At 65.4% G+C, this 16,337-nt stretch carries 16 protein-coding genes; 5 read left to right on the forward strand and 11 right to left on the reverse strand.

Annotated features, from left to right (window positions below):
- Positions 1 to 232: 232 nt before the first annotated feature.
- Together LNV23_RS03220 and LNV23_RS03225 are read right to left on the reverse strand one after the other, a co-directional pair.
- A complete protein-coding gene (locus tag LNV23_RS03220; RefSeq protein WP_263561623.1) occupies positions 233 to 790 on the reverse strand; it encodes a hypothetical protein in 558 nt (185 codons plus the stop codon).
- Positions 787 to 1,245 carry a Cd(II)/Pb(II)-responsive transcriptional regulator gene (locus tag LNV23_RS03225; RefSeq protein ID WP_263561624.1) on the reverse strand — a complete coding sequence of 153 codons (459 nt, stop codon included), beginning with the start codon at positions 1,243 to 1,245 and terminating at the stop codon, positions 787 to 789. Before LNV23_RS03225 ends, LNV23_RS03220 begins: the two co-directional genes overlap by 4 nt.
- A gap of 260 nt (positions 1,246 to 1,505) precedes the next feature.
- Between LNV23_RS03225 and LNV23_RS03230 the strand changes: the two genes are divergently transcribed.
- From LNV23_RS03230 to LNV23_RS03240, 3 genes are all read left to right on the forward strand, one after another.
- On the forward strand, positions 1,506 to 3,041 hold the full coding sequence (locus LNV23_RS03230) for a peptide MFS transporter (RefSeq protein ID WP_263561625.1): 1,536 nt from the start codon (positions 1,506 to 1,508) through the stop codon (positions 3,039 to 3,041).
- Positions 3,042 to 3,238: 197 nt separating this feature from the next.
- Positions 3,239 to 3,922, forward strand: coding sequence for a helix-turn-helix transcriptional regulator (locus tag LNV23_RS03235; protein WP_263561626.1), 684 nt, complete (start codon positions 3,239 to 3,241; stop codon positions 3,920 to 3,922).
- 127 nt (positions 3,923 to 4,049) lie between these two features.
- Positions 4,050 to 4,691, forward strand: coding sequence for a Crp/Fnr family transcriptional regulator (locus LNV23_RS03240; RefSeq protein ID WP_263561627.1), 642 nt, complete (start codon positions 4,050 to 4,052; stop codon positions 4,689 to 4,691).
- Between the two features lie 19 nt (positions 4,692 to 4,710).
- Here the strand turns inward: LNV23_RS03240 and LNV23_RS03245 are convergent, their stop codons facing one another.
- Positions 4,711 to 5,691 (reverse strand): M48 family metallopeptidase, encoded by a 981-nt coding sequence (locus tag LNV23_RS03245; RefSeq protein ID WP_263561628.1) that lies wholly within the window; start codon positions 5,689 to 5,691, stop codon positions 4,711 to 4,713.
- Positions 5,692 to 5,810: 119 nt separating this feature from the next.
- Here LNV23_RS03245 and LNV23_RS03250 point away from each other — a divergent pair, with 119 nt between their 5' ends.
- On the forward strand, positions 5,811 to 6,332 hold the full coding sequence (locus tag LNV23_RS03250; protein WP_263516183.1) for a flavin reductase family protein: 522 nt from the start codon (positions 5,811 to 5,813) through the stop codon (positions 6,330 to 6,332).
- Here the strand turns inward: LNV23_RS03250 and LNV23_RS03255 are convergent.
- The gene (locus LNV23_RS03255; protein WP_263561629.1) at positions 6,311 to 7,792 is read right to left on the reverse strand and encodes an aminotransferase-like domain-containing protein; all 1,482 of its coding nucleotides are present in this window, start codon (positions 7,790 to 7,792) and stop codon (positions 6,311 to 6,313) included. The two genes, LNV23_RS03250 and LNV23_RS03255, sit on opposite strands and share 22 nt — an antisense overlap.
- Positions 7,793 to 7,801: 9 nt before the next feature.
- The gene (locus LNV23_RS03260) at positions 7,802 to 8,401 is read right to left on the reverse strand and encodes a LysE family translocator (protein ID WP_263561630.1); all 600 of its coding nucleotides are present in this window, start codon (positions 8,399 to 8,401) and stop codon (positions 7,802 to 7,804) included.
- A gap of 183 nt (positions 8,402 to 8,584) precedes the next feature.
- On the opposite strand from LNV23_RS03260, the gene trxC reads away from it, so the two are divergent.
- Complete coding sequence (gene trxC, locus LNV23_RS03265) at positions 8,585 to 9,004, forward strand: thioredoxin TrxC (protein ID WP_263561631.1); 420 nt, start codon at positions 8,585 to 8,587, stop codon at positions 9,002 to 9,004.
- Between the two features lie 21 nt (positions 9,005 to 9,025).
- Here the strand turns inward: trxC and LNV23_RS03270 are convergent, their stop codons facing one another.
- The 6 genes from LNV23_RS03270 to LNV23_RS03295 form a co-directional block, all read right to left on the reverse strand.
- Positions 9,026 to 10,498 carry a hypothetical protein gene (locus LNV23_RS03270; RefSeq protein ID WP_263561632.1) on the reverse strand — a complete coding sequence of 491 codons (1,473 nt, stop codon included), beginning with the start codon at positions 10,496 to 10,498 and terminating at the stop codon, positions 9,026 to 9,028.
- A 2-nt stretch (positions 10,499 to 10,500) separates the two neighbouring features.
- A complete protein-coding gene (locus LNV23_RS03275; RefSeq protein ID WP_263561633.1) occupies positions 10,501 to 11,424 on the reverse strand; it encodes an ABC transporter ATP-binding protein in 924 nt (307 codons plus the stop codon).
- Complete coding sequence (locus LNV23_RS03280) at positions 11,421 to 11,834, reverse strand: GntR family transcriptional regulator (protein ID WP_263516175.1); 414 nt, start codon at positions 11,832 to 11,834, stop codon at positions 11,421 to 11,423. Before LNV23_RS03280 ends, LNV23_RS03275 begins: the two co-directional genes overlap by 4 nt.
- 262 nt (positions 11,835 to 12,096) lie before the next feature.
- A complete protein-coding gene (locus tag LNV23_RS03285; protein WP_263561634.1) occupies positions 12,097 to 12,741 on the reverse strand; it encodes a DUF2971 domain-containing protein in 645 nt (214 codons plus the stop codon).
- A 374-nt stretch (positions 12,742 to 13,115) separates the two neighbouring features.
- A complete protein-coding gene (locus LNV23_RS03290; RefSeq protein WP_263561635.1) occupies positions 13,116 to 14,948 on the reverse strand; it encodes a cupin-like domain-containing protein in 1,833 nt (610 codons plus the stop codon).
- Positions 14,949 to 15,702: 754 nt separating this feature from the next.
- Positions 15,703 to 16,290, reverse strand: coding sequence for a GNAT family N-acetyltransferase (locus LNV23_RS03295; RefSeq protein ID WP_263561636.1), 588 nt, complete (start codon positions 16,288 to 16,290; stop codon positions 15,703 to 15,705).
- Positions 16,291 to 16,337 lie beyond the last annotated feature (47 nt).

The following is a 16,337-nucleotide window of genomic DNA, read 5'->3' on the forward strand; positions in this document are numbered from 1 at the left end:
CCGACTCTGCAATTCCGACACGACCTCATGAGGCGGCTCAGACTGGCACCCAAATGAAGTATATGTTTAATATATCAACACAGAATTCGGGTATTCCAGAGTTCTGGGCGGGCTCAGGCCGAGCGGCTGAAAGCGTAGGGCGAGGTCAGCAGCTGCAAAGAAACAGGCAAAGCAGCGATACCGGCATGGCCGCAAGCTCATGCCCTTTGTGTTCGCGGCCTGGCGATGAGGCTCAGCGGCTTGAAACCGCCGGGGATGATGCCCCTGCAGCCAGCGGCTCCGGGCTCGTCTGCGCGGCGCGCGCTGCCGCCGCCTTGTGCATGGCCTCGGCGCGCTGCCGGGCTTCGACCTCGACACCCGGGCGGAACTGATCAGCCTGGGCCTGACGGCTGAGCGCCCAATCGGACGCCGAGTAGCGGACCCGGCCCTGGCGGCATTGACGGGCGCGGGCGATCTCCCCTTTGAAGAATCGCTGCTCGGCGGGACCCAGGCTGCTGGCTGTGGCCCGGCTTTCCATGGCAGCGATTTCGACCTCCTCCGGGCAGACATTGCCGGCCAGTCGAGTGCCTGGGCTCGCCGCGTCCGAGACGCCCCGCTCGGCGGCCACCACATTGGGCTGCAGGGCGCGGGCCGGCAAGGTGTCGCCCTGGGCCGGGCAAGGCTGGTCGGAGTAGCGGACCTGACTGCCCTGCTGGCATTTCCAGATCTCGCCGGCCTGCGCCGCGGTCAACGCCAAAGTCAGCCCCAGGCAGACCAGGCGGCGTGGCATCGATCGTGCACGGCACTTCATGGCTTCAAGGCCTCATGACAGGCACAAGCCTCGCCATGAGCCGCTGCGACCAGCTCCTGCAGCACGCCACAAGCCTGGCTGCCGGCTGCATGCGGATGCAGATGGTGGCGCCCGTCGCAGCGCGCCTTCAGCGCCAGCAGTTGCTGCTCCAGCGCCTGCATGGAAGCCAGGCGGGCGCGCACGCGGGCGAGTTGCGCATCGACCAGATGGTCGACCCGCGCCAGCTGAGCGCCGTCCTGGGTGTCCAAGCTGGCCAGCAGCTGAGCCACATCGGCCAGGGACATGTCCAGCGCCCGGCAATGGCGAATGAAGGCCAGGCGCTCCAGGTGCGCGTGGGCGTAGTCGCGATAGCCGTTGTCGCTACGCGCCGGGCCGGGCAGCAAGCCGCTCTTCTCGTAGAAGCGGATGGTTTCGATGTCCACGCCGGTGGCTTTGCTGAGTTCGCCGATGCGCATAGTGCTGAGAGGCCAGGCTGAAAACAGCCAGCATAAGGCAAATGCCTGGAGTTACTACAGACAATCCATGCCAAATGGCACCCCCCGGTTCACCGACCCCTGGTGGGAACCCGGACAAGAGGCCAGCGCAGCCGCGGCGACAATACGCGCCGCAGCCGCCGTGAGCACCCTCCCGGCGGTTTGTCCTTTGTAGCGCCGCTCAAGAGGGATCGGGGCCGGCCAAGGATTTCTCATCCATCAGACCAAGAACGGAGAGTCGTTTGAACACCAAAATTCAAACCGCGGGGCCCAACACCATCCTCGGCCACCCCAACAGCCTGTTTGTCTTGTTCTTCACAGAAATGTGGGAACGCTTCTCCTACTACGGCATGCGCGCCCTGCTGGTGCTGTTTCTGATCTCGGAAACCACCAAGGGAGGCTGGGGCTGGAGCCGCGCTGAAGCCACATCGCTGTATGGCTGGTACACCATGCTGGTGTACTTCACCCCCATCCTGGGCGGCTACCTGGCCGACCGTTACCTGGGCACACGCCGCGCCGTGGTGCTGGGCGGCTTCATCATCGCCGCCGGCCACGTCTCGCTGTTCTTTGAAACCATTCCGTCCTTCTACCTGGGCCTGGGCCTGGTGATTGCGGGCACGGGCCTGTTCAAACCGAACATCTCGGCCATCGTCGGCCAGCTCTACAACAAGGACAACGAAGGCAGCCGTGACGGCGGCTACACCTTGTTCTATATGGGCGTGAACGCCGGTGCCTTCTTCGGCATCTCGCTGTGCGGCTATATCGGTGAGAAGGTGTCCTGGAACCTGGGCTTCGGTCTGGCCGGTGTCTTCATGATCCTGGGCGCCCTGCAGTTCTTCTTCAGCCAGAAGGTATTCGGCGACATCGGCACCGCGCCGAGCAAGGAAAAGACTGCCGCCGCCCAAGCCGTCGACGACACGCCCGCCCATGTGGTGGCTGATCGCCTGAAGGCTGTCTTTGTGTTCGCCTTCTTCACCATCTTCTTCTGGTTTGCTTTCGAGCAAGCTGGCGGCTCCATGACCATCTTCGCGGCCGACTACACCGACCGCACCCTGGTCGGCACCAGCGGCCTGATCTTCAAGATCGTCAACACGCTGATGACGGTGATCCCGGCGGCCGTCCTGACCTGGCTGCTGTTGCAGTTGCATCTGGCCACCGGCAAGAGCCAATGGTTGGGCAATCTGCTGCTGGTCGCGGCCTTCGCCATGATCTGGGGCTTGGTGATCTGGATGCTGGGCCGCGAGTTCGCCATGGACCAAAGCGAAGTGCCGGCCACCTGGTTCGGCGTGCTGAACTCCTTCTTCATCGTGATCCTGGCGCCTGCGTTCTCCAAGCTGTGGGAGAAGCACTGGAACCCGAGTGGTCCGGTCAAGTTCGGCGTCGGCCTCGTGCTGTTGGGCCTGGGCTTTGCCGCCCTGGCCTATGGCGCTTCGGGCATCCCCTCGGGCGCCAAGACCGCGCAAATCAGCATGCTCTTCCTGTGCCTGGCCTATCTGCTGCACACCATGGGTGAGCTGTGCGTGTCGCCGGTGGGCCTGTCCTACATCTCCAAGCTGGCCCCCGCGCGCCTGCTGGGCCTGATGTTCGGCGTCTGGTTCCTGAACTCGGCCATCGCCAACTTCATCGCCGGCAAGACCGGTGCCTACATCGACTACATCTCCTCAACCTACTCGATGTCCACCTTCTTCCTGATCTTCACCGTGATCCCGGCCGCCGCCGGCCTGGTGCTGATGGCCCTGGCGCCCTGGATGAAGAAGAAGATGCACGGCGTGCACTGAGCCCCTGCGGCTGTATTGCCCCCTGCCCAAGGCCCTGCTCTGCAGGGCCTTTTTTCATGGCCCATGACAAGCGGCCGTGAATCTTTCACAAACGCACCGACCACGATTCACAGCCCGCTCTCCTGCAATCTGCCTACCCTCTGTCTTCAGCGTGTCGGCGCCTCAGCCATGGGCACGCAGCCCACCAGGAGAATGGCATGTGGACCCTCAACACGCTCCCCGCCTTGGCCGTGACCGCGCCGCTAGAAGCCGCGCCACGCAGTCAGGCCACCGAACGCCGCCAGGCCGAATCCTTGAGCAGCCATTGGCTGAGCCTGGTACTTGAAGAGTTGGACTACGGTGTGGTGCTGCTGAACGCCGCCGGCCGGGTGCTCCATTGCAACCTCGCTGCCAAGCGCAGCCTGGACGACGCCCACCCCTTGCAGATCTGCGGCAACCAGCTGCGCTGCCGCGAAATCAAAGACAGCGGCCCGCTCAGCGACGCCCTCGCCGCCGCCGAACAGGAAGGCCGGCGCTGCCTGCTGCGCCTGGGCTCGGAGGAGCAGAGCAGCAATGTCGTGGTGGTGCCGCTGAACCGCAACGTCAGCCAGGCGGCCGTGCTGCTGGTGCTGGAGCGGCGCCAGCTCTGTGGTGAGCTGGCCACCCAGTGGTTCGCCCTGCGCTATGGCCTCACGCCGACCGAGACCGAGGTGCTCAAGGCCCTGAGCGCCGGCGCGCGCCCGGGCTCGGTGGCCGAACAGCAAGGTGTGGCCATCTCGACAGTGCGCACACAGATCCAGAGCATCCGCGCCAAGTCAGGCGCCGACAGCATCAGCGAACTGCTGCGCCAGCTGGCCGTGCTGCCGCCCCTGATTTCGGCGCTGCGCATGGACATCAATTGACGGCGCCAGACTGAACCAGGAAAAATCTCACCGGCGCAATCCCCTAGCGGGGGGTCATGCTCAAAGACCAGCGGCTCTCGTAACATCCGGCCCTGCTGGCGGCACCTTTGCCGCTCGACGAGCCCGCATGGACAGCATCGAAGCGCCCACCACCGAATCCTCGACCGCCGACCTTCCCCCGAGCCTGCGCCTCTTGGCCGCACGCGGCACGGCGCGCAGCTACCGGCGCGGCACCGTGCTGATCGAGGAAGGCTCGCATGGCGACAGCCTCTACCTCATCCTCAGCGGCAGCCTGCGCGCCTATGGTTGCGATGCACGCGGCCGTGAAGTGACTTACGGCGTCTACGGCCCGGGCGAGTATGTCGGCGAGATGAGCCTGGACGGCGGCCAGCGTTCGGCCAGCGTCATCACCGAGCAGGCCTCACGCTGCGTCTTGCTGACCCGCGCCAGCCTGCATGCCCATATCGCCGAACACCCCGAATTCGCCTTCGAGCTGCTGACCAAGGTGATTCGCCGCGCCCGCGCGGCCACGCTGTCGACCAAGCAGCTGGCGCTCAACGATGTCTATGGCCGACTCAAGGCCTTGCTGGAGCACACCACCGCCAGCTCGGACGAGATCCTGCTGACCCACCAGGCCATGGCGCAGCGCCTGGGCTGCTCGCGCGAGATGGTGTCCAAGCTGGTCAAGGACCTGGAGCTGGGCGGTTATCTCGAGCGCATCGCCAACGGCCGCTACCGGCAGCTCAAGTCGCTGCCGGCCCGCTGGTAAGCCGGACTGCGGCGCCGCTTCAGGACGCCGGACGCGTCTGCAGCGGCGGCGCCACCTCGAAGCGCTGCGCCGGCTTGTCGGCCCGGGCGTAGAGGCCCTCGACCTTGGGCAGATTGGCCTGAATGTCGCGGATGCGTGTCGGCCCGGCCGGGTGGGTGGACAACCACTGCGGCGGCGCGCCTTTGGACACCTGGCCCATTTTTTCCCACAGGCTGACGCCGGCGCTGGGCTTGTAGCCGGCACGCGCGGCCAGCTCCATGCCGACCAGATCGGCCTCGCTCTCGTCTTCGCGGCTGAAGGTCAGGGTCAGCAACTGGCTGCCCATATTGAGCAAGGTGTCACCGACATTGCCCAGGCCCAGCAGGCTGGACAGCACATTGGCGCCCAGCCGGGTGGCGGCCGTCTTGGCCATGCGCTCGCGCGCATGCTCACGCAGGGCGTGCGCCACCTCATGGCCCATGATGGAGGCGACCTCGTCATCGTCGAGCTTGAGCTTTTCCAGAATGCCGTAATAGAAGGCAATCTTGCCGCCCGGCATGCAGAAGGCATTGAGCTGCGGGCTGACAAGCACATTGACCTCCCATCGCCACTGCTTGGCGCGCGCGTTCCAGGGCTCGGATTGCGGAATGATGCGCTTGGCGATCTCGCGCAAACGGATCAGCTGGGGGTGGTTGTTGGGCAGCAGGGCGCGCTGGTTGGCGGCCTCGCGCATCATCTGCTGGTATTGCTGGGCGCCGGCCTGCTCAACCTGCTCGGCCGGCACCAGCTTGCTGATCTTGCTCGGGCCGCCGACCTCCACGCCCTCGCGCGCCCAGGTCGGCGTCAGCGCGGGCGACAGCGCCGCCGCACCGAGCAAGCCGGTGAACAAACGGCGCGAACCCTGGCTGGGCCGGCAGCGGCCGGCCGCGCAGTCAGGGCAACGGCCGAAACCATAGCGGGGCGCACTGGGCAGATGGGGGTCAGCGGCGGGGTCGAAACCGAGGTCGTGGGCGTGAGACATGGTGATCAAGTAGGTGCAGCAGTCGAATTTGCAAGCGGCGCAGACGGCTATTCTGAGGCCGGGCGACGAGGAATGACCCCGCAAGCGCTGCCAAGTGGCCGCTTGGCAGACAATGCGCCATGCCCGTGACGCCCATCCCTCCCCAGGCCCCCAGCGGCCCCGGCTTTGACAGCCCGCAGTTCCGCTCCGCCCTGGGCATGTTCGCCACCGGCGTGACCATCGTCACCGCCCGCGCGCCCGACGGCAGCTTGGTCGGCCTGACCGCCAATTCCTTCAATTCCGTCTCGCTCAGCCCGCCCCTGGTGCTGTGGAGTCTGGGCCAGAAGGCGGGCTCCATGCCCGTGTTCAGCCGCGGCTCGCACTACGCCATCAACATCCTGGCGGCCGAGCAAAAAGACCTGGCCCAACGTTTTGCCACCCGCGATATCGACCGTTTCGCCGGCGTGGCCTGGCGCGAAGGTGCCGGTGGCGCGCCGGTGCTGGACGGTGTGGCCGCCGTGTTTGAGTGCGCCAACCGCAGCCAGTACGAGGAAGGCGACCATGTCATCTTCGTCGGCGAGGTGGAAAGCTGCAGCTGGCGCGAAGGCGCCCAGCCCCTGATCTTCCACGGCGGCCGCTACTACACCGAACTGCCGCTCTGAAGCGGCTTTGCTGAGCCGCCTGGCAGGCGCCGCAAGAGCGCGCTGCTGTCGGCCACGGCCTGCAGGCGTTCGCGCAGATAGTCGGCCAACCTCGGCTGCTGGCTGAACACCACATTGAAACGCAAATGGCGCGGCGCCTGGCCGGTGCTGGAGAAGGTGGGGCCGCCGACCAGCAGGATCTTGTTGCGGTAGGCGTCCTGCAGCAGCAGGGTCATGTCCACGCCCTCGGGCACCTGGCCCCAAAGAAAGAGGCCACCCTCGCCGGGGTGGTCCATGGCGATGCCGGCCTCGCCAAGCTGGCGCGCGCTCAGCGTGCGGGCCTGGAGCAGGCGGCCCTGCAAACGCTCCAGATGCTTGCGCAGGCGGCCGGCCAGCAGGATCTCCAGCATCACCCATTCATTGAGCGCCGCCCCGGTCAGCACCGCATAAATCTTCTCGCGCAGCAAGGCCTTCAGCAGGACCGGGTCGGCCGCCACATAACCGGTTCGCAGAGCGGGGCTCAGGGCCTTGCAGAAGCTGGAGTAGTAGATGACGCCGTCCAGGCCCGAGAGGGCGGCCAGGCGGGTGGCATGGCCGGGGTGGAAATGGCCTTGCACATCGTCCTCAGCGATCAACACACCATGCTCGCGCGCCAGCACCAGCACCTGGTGCAGATTGGCGGCGCTGCTGCTCCAGCCTGTCGGGTTGTGCAGCACCGTCTGGATGAAGAGCAGACGCGGCCGGTGCAGGCGGCAGGCGGTTTCCAACTCGGCCAGGTCCAGCCCGTCAGGCCGGCGGGCGATGGGCACGACCCGCAAGCCCTCCTGGCGCAGGCGCTCGAACATCAGGAAGTAGCCGGGGTCCTCGACCAACACCGTGTCGCCCGGCCGCAAGAAAGCGCGGCAAATCAGGTCGATGGCATGCGTGCCGCCGTAGGTGGTGAGGATGCGGCCGGCATCCACAACCAGGCCCTGGCCGCGCATCAAGAGCGCGATCTGCTCGCGCAGCTCCGGCAGGCCTTGCGGCGGGCAGCGCGAGGCCAGGCCAGCCGTACTGCGGGCCAAGGCGCGTTGCACCACCGAGGCCGGCAAGGCATCGGCCAGCCAGCTCGGCGGCAAGGCGCCACTGCTGGCCAGCAGCACGCCGCTGCGCTGGTCATTGGCTTGCTGAGCCAGCCAGACGCCCTCCTGCTCATCTCCGGCCTCCAGCGCCGCCGCATCGGGCAGATGGCTCATGCCGGCGCGCGGCTCGCTGACGTAGTAGCCGGACGTGCCGCGCGCATCGATCAGGCCCGAGGCCACCAGACGGTCGTAGGCAGCGACCACGGTATTGGGGCTGACGGCCAGGCTGCTGGCCAGCTGGCGGATCGACAAGAGCCGAGCGCCCGGCGGCAGCTGGCGCGCGGCGATCAACTCGCGCAGGCGCAGCTCGATCTGGTCACCCAGGGCGATGGGGGAGTTCCGATCCAGAGGAATCAACATCACCTGAGCTTAGCGCAGCAGGCTCAAGGCCAGCACCACCAAAGAGCCCGCCATGAAGAGGTTGAACACGCGGCGCTTGACCGGGTCCTGCAGGAGCTGACGGATCGCCAAGCCGAACAAGGCCCACATCGTCGAGCTGGGCAGGCCGACCAGCACGCCCACCACCGCCACCAGGCTGGCGCCGACCCAGGTCTCCACGCCGCTGGGCATGAAAACCGTGGCCAGGGTGATGGCCTTGACCCAGCTCTTCGGATTGATGGCCTGGAACAGCGCCGCCTGGGCAAAGCTCAAGGGCCGCGCATCCTGCTGCGCCGCGCCGATGCGCAGGCCGCTGAGCTGCCAGGCCAGATAGACCAGGTAGAGCGTGCCCAGCACGCGCAGCACCTGGTGCAGCACCGGGTAGGCCAGGAAGAGGCTGCCCAGGCCCAGACAGGTCAGCCAGGTCTGCACCCCGACGCCGGTATTGCTGCCCAGCATCTGCGGCAGGGTGCGGCGGTAGCCGGCATTGGCCGCCGCAGTGGCCAGCATCAGATTGTTGGGCCCGGGCGTGCTGGACATGAGGAAGCAGTAGCTGGCCAGGGGCAGCAGCTCGGTGGGGGACAACAACATGGCGGGGGCTTCGCTTTCTTACGTTTCGGGCCAGGCTCAAAGGCCTGGCGCCAGCGTAGGGGGCGAGCCGTGCGCGGCCAAGACACAGCGCCGCCACGGCGGCATGCGCTGTATCAGTGCCGGCAAAGGTACAGCTGCCCCAGGGCTTGAAAGCCTCACCCTCGTCCTCAGCTTGAAAGCATCATGCTGATCACCTGCCCCCACTGCCTGAGCAAGAACCGTGTGCCCGACGAGCGCGCGGCCCAAGACCCGGTCTGCGGACGCTGCGGCCAAGCCCTGCTCAGCGGCGAAGTGCTGGCGCTGACCGAGGCGAACTTCGACCGCGTCGTCAGCGGCAGCGAGCTGCCGGTGCTGGTCGACTTCTGGGCGCCTTGGTGCGGGCCTTGCCGGCAGATGGCGCCGCAGTTCGCCGAAGCAGCCCGCCAGCTCAAAGGCCGCGCCTTGTTTGTGAAAGTCAACAGCGACGAGGCGCCGCAGCTCTCGCAGCGTTACGCGATCCGCAGCATTCCGACCCTGATCCAGCTGCAAGGCGGGCGTGAAGTGCAGCGCATCAGCGGGGCGCTGTCGGCCGCGCAGATCCTGGGCTGGATCCAGCGCGGCTGAAGCGACTGAGGCCTCGCCGCATCAAGCCCAGCGTCCCACCGGCATGGCCGTTGGCGCCTGCAAGACCAGGCGCTGCCAGCGCCAGGCCACCAGGCCGACAAAGAGCAAGGCCATGAGCAGGAACTGAGCCAGGATGGGCAGGCCCAGCCACTGCAGGCCCTGCAGGCTTCCCACCAAGACCAGCGCCAGCAAAAGGGGCAGCACACTGCCATTGCTATTGGGCATGCTCTGGCGCGACCAGTCGCGCAGCAACACAAAGGCGCCGAGGATCAGATAGGCCAGACACAGGTGCACGCCCAGCCAGTTCAAGGCGCGCGGCCCCGGCAGGAGCTGCAGGCCCAGGCACAGCAGCGTGGCCACACCGACGCCGCAAAGCAACTGGCTCAGCAGACGGCGACCCAGCAGCTGGTTCAGCGGCCGGCCGCGCGGCGCACCGGGCAGCAGCATCAGCAAGGCCTGCTCACGCCGGCTGCGGTAGAGATTGGCAGGCACCGTCAGCAAAACGCCCAGGCAGATGCTGGCCAGCCCGAAGGACAGGCCCATGGAGCCATGCTTGAGAAATTCCCCCCAGAATTCGCCGCGGTTCCAGCCGAGCGCCAGGAACACCAGAAACAGCAGGGGCAGCACCACCGAGACCGAGCTGAGCTGGCAGCTCCAATGCGCCTGGCCCAGAGTCACCAGATCCAGACGGGCCATCACGCTGGCCGGCGTCGGCTGGGCCTGGCGCAGCACATGGCGCATCCAGCGCGGCTGCATCCAGCGGAACAGATGGGCCACGCGCTCGGCCGGGCCGCTCAGCTCGACAAAGGCCGCGTGCCCTTGCGACTGCGCCTTGAGCAGCCGACGCAGCTTCTGTTGCGCCTGGTAGTGGGCCAGATGCTCGCTGCCGCCGGTCTGGATCAAACGCGTCAAGCCCCAAGGCAGCAGCAGGAACAACACCAGGCTCAGGCTCCAGGGCTGGCTGTTCTGCCAGCTGAGCAAGGCGCTCCAAACGAACAGCACGGGCATGAACTGACTCCACCAGGGGATCGAAAACAGGACCAGGCTGGCCACGACCCAAAGTCGGTACCAGCGCGCCAGCAAGGCCATGCCGAAGAGCAGCAGGGCCACGCCATGCAGCCAGGCCAGGCCGCCACCGAACTGGCTCGCCAACACCGCAGCGGCCAGCACCGTAGTCAGGCCATAACTGAGCAACGCCGCGTGCCGCAAACGCGCCACATGGCCGGGCACGAGGCGGGCGGCATGGGGATGGTTCTGGGCCAGCAGGCCGGCAAAGCTGGTGATCCAGGGCAACACGAAGGCTGAGGACAGCAAAACGGCGGCCAGCTTGGCGGCGCTGGCGGCATCGGCAAACCAGGCCGTCAGGACCAGGGCGACGCTGTAGCCGAGCAGGCAGAAGCCCCAGCCGAGATAGAAGCCCCAGGGCGAGGCATTGCGCTGCATCTGCCAGGGGGCGGCCAGCAAAGGCCGATAGAGCAACCAGAGCGAGGCCATGATCAGGTCAACTCCACGAACAGGTCTTCGAGATTGAGCTCGGCCACGCTGAGCTCGCCATGGAGCAGCGGCACCTGGCCGGGAGCAAAGCGCAGCACGCAGCGCTCACGCCCGGCGGCCTCGGGCTGGCGGCGCAGCAGCTCGGCGCCGCTACCGGCCAGCAAGGCCTGGATCGCCGCGCTGGGGCCGCTGACCAGGCGCACCTCTTCGATCAAGCTGTCCAGCGGCGCCTGCACGGCGATGCGGCCGTTCTGCAGAAAGGCCAGGTTGAAGGCGACCCGCTCCAGATCGGACAGGATGTGGGTGGAGAAGACCACGGTCGTGCCGCGGTCCAGCACCTGGTCCACCAGCTCGCGCAGAAAGTCGCGCCGACCGACCGGGTCGAGGCTGGCGACCGGCTCGTCCAGCACCAGCAGATCGGGTTCGTGCGCCAGCGCGCGGATGATGGACAGGCGCTGCTGCTGGCCGCCCGACAGGCGCGAGATCATCTGATCGCGTGGGATGTCCCAGCGTGACAGCAGGCCCTCGACCTTGGCCTCGTTCCAGCGCGGGTAGAAGCTCTTGAAATAGGCGAGCAACTGGCGCGCCGTGAAGCCCTCGAACAGATCGCTGTGCTGCGGCACATAGCCGATGCGGGCGCGGGCGGCGTCGTCGAGCGCCGTGGCCGCCTGGCCGAACAGCTGCACCTGGCCGGCCTGCGGCTCGCGCAGGCCCAGCAAGGCTTCCAGCAGCGTGGTCTTGCCCGCGCCGTTGCGGCCCAGCAGACCGACCACCTGGCCCGGCAGCAGCTGCCAGCTCAGCGCTTGCAGCACCGGCTTGCTGCCGTAGCTCAGAGACACATCGTCGAGTCGGGCCGTGGCGCTAGGCAGGTCCGCGGCCAGGCTGGTGGCGCCGGGCAGGGCCTGGGAAGAAAGGACTGCGCTCATTGGGACTCTCCCTCTTTGAGAATGGTTTCAAACAAATGCAAGGCGGCGCTGGCGGGCAGCTCCAGCTGACGCGCCTGATCGGCCGCCTGGCCCAGCACGGGGCGCAGGAGTTCGATGCGCTCGGCCCGCGGCTGGGCCCGCTGGTGCTGGGCCGCCACCCGCATGGCCAGGCCGCGGCGGCGCTCCAGCAAGCCCTCGGCCTCAAGCAGGCTGTAGGCCTTGGAGACCGTCATCGGATGGACGGCCAGCTGCAAGGCCACCTCGCGCACCGAGGGGATCTCCTGGCCGGCCACGAGCTGCCCGCTGGCCACGCAGCGACGCAGCTGCTCGACCATCTGGCGATAGATGGGTTCGGTCGATCCGGTGTTGATGCGGAACGCGAACGGGCCGTGATTCTGGGACTGCGACAAGTGACCTCCGCTGCTGGTGCTGCTGCAAGCACGCCGGCAGGCCCTGCCTGTCAACGTGTACTAGTATCGTAGTACACATAGACGGAGGGGCGCAAGCGGATTTGTTGCGGGCGGCATGGCGCGCTCATTGCCGCGAGGTCTGGGGCCAGACAGAAAATGGGTTCAGCGTGCAGTTTCAATGTCACTCTGACCTCAGTTTCTCCAGACTTGTGCGCGGACAGGAGGCGCAAGACGAGGAGGCGCCGTGCGCTGCGCTCCGGGACTAGGAAAAGTCCGGATTTTTGTACTTAGCCGCGAACTCTCGCCATCCTTTCGCGTCGATGAGCGCTGAGCGGGAGACCTTGAAGTTCGCATCGCCTCGGAGAAGTTGGATGGTTTCGCGTACTGAATCCGCGACCGGCTTCGGCATCCATGGATTGAGACGCACGACCTCGATGAGGTCTAAACTGATTCCCACACGCTTCAACCCCTTCTCGAGAGCCTTCTTGCCATAGACGGCACGAACCTCACCCTCATCCTGGAACGCAGCCCGCTTCAGGAACGGCAGCTGTAGGACGGGATATTTGTCGATATCGAGCTCGTCCAGCTTCAGATAGTTCATGGTGTTGACCTCCACGCCGGCTTCGGTCATCACACGCGTGAATGCTTCGCGGCGAAATACCACACAGACGCCGTTGCTGCGATCGGTGAAGACGCGCCAGTGGTGATAGGTTTCCTCGCGGCTGGTCAGGCACAGGGCCAGCAGCGTGTTTAGCCCTCGACATTCCTTGTAGGTCGACATCATCAAACGGTCGTTCCCGTCGTCCCACGTGCTGGGCGGCAGGAGCGTGATGGCTCGTCGCTGCAGCAGGTCGAGTAGCGATGCAAGGTCCGTGTATCGGCGGAGAACCGAAGTTGATTCAGTCATGCTCCCCTCCCGAAAGCTAGAAGAGGATAGGCTGGCCGCGCGGCCGCTTCAGGCGCTGGAGTCCACAACACAAGGTGACACACGCAAAGCGTGTCTCCTACAGAACGGAAGTTAGCCACGCGTGCCTTGACGAACTTCATAGGTCCCTCCTTGGAACGCTTGTTTTGAACGCGTCTACGGGTGTTGTTGACGCATGGCCGGCTGTCGATACTGGACAGGCAAGCAGAAACTGGGGTCAGCAGAAACTGGGGTCAGAGTGCATTTTTAATGGCACCCTGACCCCGACTTCCCCCACCTAGACGGAGGGGCGCAAGCGGAATCTTTGCGGGCAGCTTGGCGCGCTCAGCGAGCCGGGTAACTTGGATCAGCAATCTTCATCGACGCCCTGAGCCGCTGATGGGCATTGAGTAAGTGAACTCGTTCTCGAAATCGAATGCCGTCAGCGACAGCGACATACATGTGTCGAGCGTCAAAACGTCGTGCCACCACCCGAGCGGAATGAACAAGGCGTCACCCGGCTCCACGACGGTTTCCAGCACCTTAACGCCTGACCTCAGCGGGTAGAGCGGATGTTCCGGCACATCGAGGTCAATGCGGCTGTAGACCCCTTCTGCGTTGTAGAGCCATGGCGTGTACATCGGCGATATGAAGCGCCAGCGCTTGCGGCCGACTGCGTGCATATGCATGAGCATTCGGGTGTCATGATGCAGCGGCGTCACGGTACCGGCTGGCCCATACCAGAACTTCGATGCGTCAGGCAGGCCTTCGCGGCGGCAGTACGGTGGCAAGGAACCGACGTCAGCCAGCAAGGCATCTAGAGGCGCGCGGCGCAAGTCTCCGTTGCTGGTTGTGATGTAGTGGTCCTTGCAAGATCCCGCCTCTACAAAGTCGACGTAGTTGCTCAGCGTCATCTCGCAAGGGTAGGCCTCAGCATTCTGTTCACAGCGCGGATTGCTAACGCGCCCCCGCTGAACCTGAACTTCGGCCCCGGCGAAGCGATGCTTCAGGTACTGTGGTGACCACAGTCGCAAGGCAGGCCAGTCTTCCATTGCCCGGGTCAGCACCAAGGGGCGGCTGGCAGAAACGTAACGTTCAAGGAACTCGTCGCGGCCGACGTGGCTTCGGCGTTCGATACCTCGTTCAGCATCAGCGATCTCCCGAGCACGCTGATGGTTGAACATCACCGACTCGTACTTTCTAGTCACCGAGACAAAGGCATGCGCTGCTCGAAAGGCAGGATCACGCTCAAGTTCAGCGATTGCCGAGCGCGCCGTGATGGGCGCAATGCCCCCTTTGATCATCGCCTCCACCATCTGCTCTGGACTACTGCCTAGCAGGCGATTCTCAACAATCCACTGAGCCCAGCCCTCGTCGACCGCCGGCGATGCAGGTCGGTGAATGATGGCCGGATCCACGTCGAACAGATCCTGTAGAAGTACCGCGTCGATTTCGCGCGCGACCCGCAAGTGTTCGACCACCGCATGGCCGGATTTGGGGTGCAAATCCACGCGCGTACTAGGCAGTGCCGCAAAGCGCCGAGCATGAAAAAGATCGAGGTTCTCCGAGCCCTCTTCGTCGATGTCCGGGCGCATGCCGTAGTGCATCCTCATTTCGAGGCCCGGCTGGCGCGACAAGGACAGGGCGAGGTCACTCTGCTCGCTGAGCAGGCCGTCGTCGGCAGGGGCCTGCATCGTGCTAAGCCAGCGCTTGTCCCCGAGCTTCCTTGCCGAAATGGGGCTCATCGTCGACAACGCACCAAACGCCACTGCCCGTTCAGCTCCAAGCAAATGACCGTACAGCACGGCCGCATAGCCGCCCATTGACTGACCTAGGGTGATGACGCGCGAAGGTTTGAGCGCTGCAATCACCTGCGTCAGGGCCGCAACGGTGGTCGCCACGTCAACGCCTAGGCCGGGAACTCCACGCAGGTACCAAGACAACTGTGGGTCGCGCAAATACAGGCGGTGGAATCGCTGGCCAAGAATACCCTCCAGCTTGCGCAATCGCCCGACAAAGTCAAAATCTACCGGATGCTGCCATTGTGCAAAGCCGAAGGTGATGACCAGTGCATCACCAGGCTCTCCGATATCGATGAAAACATGCTCCGACATCGCGCGCAAAGCAGCTGAATCAGCGGGCGCGGGAGGGGGGAGCACCCCAAGGGGTGTCGAACGAGGCGCAGGTAGTATTGCAACTGAATCGATCATGGTGTGCTGTCAACGATGATCCCGAGCCCGAGTCTTGCTAGCATGCGCACGACGGCTAAAGCGGCGGCCCCCTTGACGGCCTGTATCACGGCACTCCAGCCACGGCCGACAACAACACTTGCGCGACTCGAATGCGTCGTGACGTGTGCGGCGAAGAGCTAGGCCGAAGCACTGGCATCTCGGGTATGACCCAACAAAAGCTCGCACCCGAACTGCGGTGGTACTTCAGGGATAAGGCGGCAAGAGCAGTACGTTCACCATCTTGGCGCTGCTCAAGCTGCTCTCGCATCACAACCCTCCATTGAGCGGGCTGCAACCTGACCGGCGCAAACGGCGCAAGCGTTGTCGGTACTTCCCGCGTTGTAGAAACTGAGTTTGTGGGGACGATATCGACCGTGCGTGACGCTGCGGAGTCAGGTGTTGGCGCGCCGCTGATCCGAAGTGCTCAGCCCGTCCTGCGATAACCGAAGGCGCTCAATTGCGGACAGCCGCTTGGCGGCCTTCGAAAAAGACTGTTAGTCCCCACCGCACATTCAGGCATTCATCAGTCGGCCAGCCATGAGCGGCGCCTGGCCGTTTGCACCGATAGAAGCACTTTCGTTGGCAGATGCGCCATTCGAATCAAGCAAAAGCAGCTGGCCCCATGCCTGAGGTGGGCAAGGCTAGGGTAGCGAGAGGGACCTGAGCTCAAACTGAATGTTCAATGACACTCTCACCCCAAAAGCTCTGCGCCACTTCGGCTGAAAGCCGCCCTTCAGCGCCAATGCTCCAGATACGCCGCTTGAGGCCCATAACTGGCCAGCTTGACGCGCAGCGCCGGGGTCTGCGGCGCGGACTGAAAGCCCCAGCGGCCCCAGAACTCGGCCGAGTTCTGCACCGCAATCAAGCAGGCCCGGTCCAGGCCGCTGGCGGCCAGCCCATCCAGAAAGCGCTGCACCAGGGCTTGCGCCAGGCCACGGCCGCGCGCTTGCGGGTCGACCGACAGATCATGCAGGTAGAGGCAATCCGGCTGCTCGGGCAGCACGCAATCGGCAGCGTCCAAGGCAGGCGGTGACTCGGCGCGCCAAGGCAGGGCGAAGAGGTAGGCGGCGAGCGTGAGGCCGGGCTCAGCCGTGGCTGCCGCCACCCAGCAGTGCGAGGGCGCTGCCTGCAGCTTGGCCGCCAGGGAGGCCTCGGACTCCGGCAGCAGCTCGGTGAAACAGGCCGCCTGGATGCGCAGCACCTCGGCCAGGTCGGCGGGCTGCATGGGGCGGATCAGGTACTTGGGCGCGGACAACATCGAACAGGGCAAGGCATCGAAAGCGCCGCTGGGAATGCGCAGGCGCCGGGCAGGGGCCAGCATTGTCGATGACTGCGAAGGCAGCGAGCTGACCAGCGGCAGCGCCACCC

The sequence above is a fragment of the Kinneretia sp. DJ1R-11 genome, assembly GCF_025717595.1.
Classification (GTDB): Bacteria; Pseudomonadota; Gammaproteobacteria; order Burkholderiales; family Burkholderiaceae_C; genus Paucibacter_A.

Coding starts and splice junctions, on each gene's coding strand:
- LNV23_RS03295 (WP_263561636.1), bottom strand. CDS start 16,290: ATGCTGGCCCCTGCCCGGCGCCTGCGCATTCCCAGCGGCGCTTTCGAT.
- LNV23_RS03270 (WP_263561632.1), bottom strand. CDS start 10,498: ATGGCCTCGCTCTGGTTGCTCTATCGGCCTTTGCTGGCCGCCCCCTGG.
- LNV23_RS03290 (WP_263561635.1), bottom strand. CDS start 14,948: ATGATCGATTCAGTTGCAATACTACCTGCGCCTCGTTCGACACCCCTT.
- LNV23_RS03240 (WP_263561627.1), top strand. CDS start 4,050: ATGGACAGCATCGAAGCGCCCACCACCGAATCCTCGACCGCCGACCTT.
- LNV23_RS03285 (WP_263561634.1), bottom strand. CDS start 12,741: ATGACTGAATCAACTTCGGTTCTCCGCCGATACACGGACCTTGCATCG.
- LNV23_RS03275 (WP_263561633.1), bottom strand. CDS start 11,424: ATGAGCGCAGTCCTTTCTTCCCAGGCCCTGCCCGGCGCCACCAGCCTG.
- LNV23_RS03225 (WP_263561624.1), bottom strand. CDS start 1,245: ATGCGCATCGGCGAACTCAGCAAAGCCACCGGCGTGGACATCGAAACC.
- LNV23_RS03255 (WP_263561629.1), bottom strand. CDS start 7,792: ATGTTGATTCCTCTGGATCGGAACTCCCCCATCGCCCTGGGTGACCAG.
- LNV23_RS03235 (WP_263561626.1), top strand. CDS start 3,239: ATGTGGACCCTCAACACGCTCCCCGCCTTGGCCGTGACCGCGCCGCTA.
- LNV23_RS03250 (WP_263516183.1), top strand. CDS start 5,811: ATGCCCGTGACGCCCATCCCTCCCCAGGCCCCCAGCGGCCCCGGCTTT.
- LNV23_RS03220 (WP_263561623.1), bottom strand. CDS start 790: ATGAAGTGCCGTGCACGATCGATGCCACGCCGCCTGGTCTGCCTGGGG.
- trxC (WP_263561631.1), top strand. CDS start 8,585: ATGCTGATCACCTGCCCCCACTGCCTGAGCAAGAACCGTGTGCCCGAC.
- LNV23_RS03245 (WP_263561628.1), bottom strand. CDS start 5,691: ATGTCTCACGCCCACGACCTCGGTTTCGACCCCGCCGCTGACCCCCAT.
- LNV23_RS03260 (WP_263561630.1), bottom strand. CDS start 8,401: ATGTTGTTGTCCCCCACCGAGCTGCTGCCCCTGGCCAGCTACTGCTTC.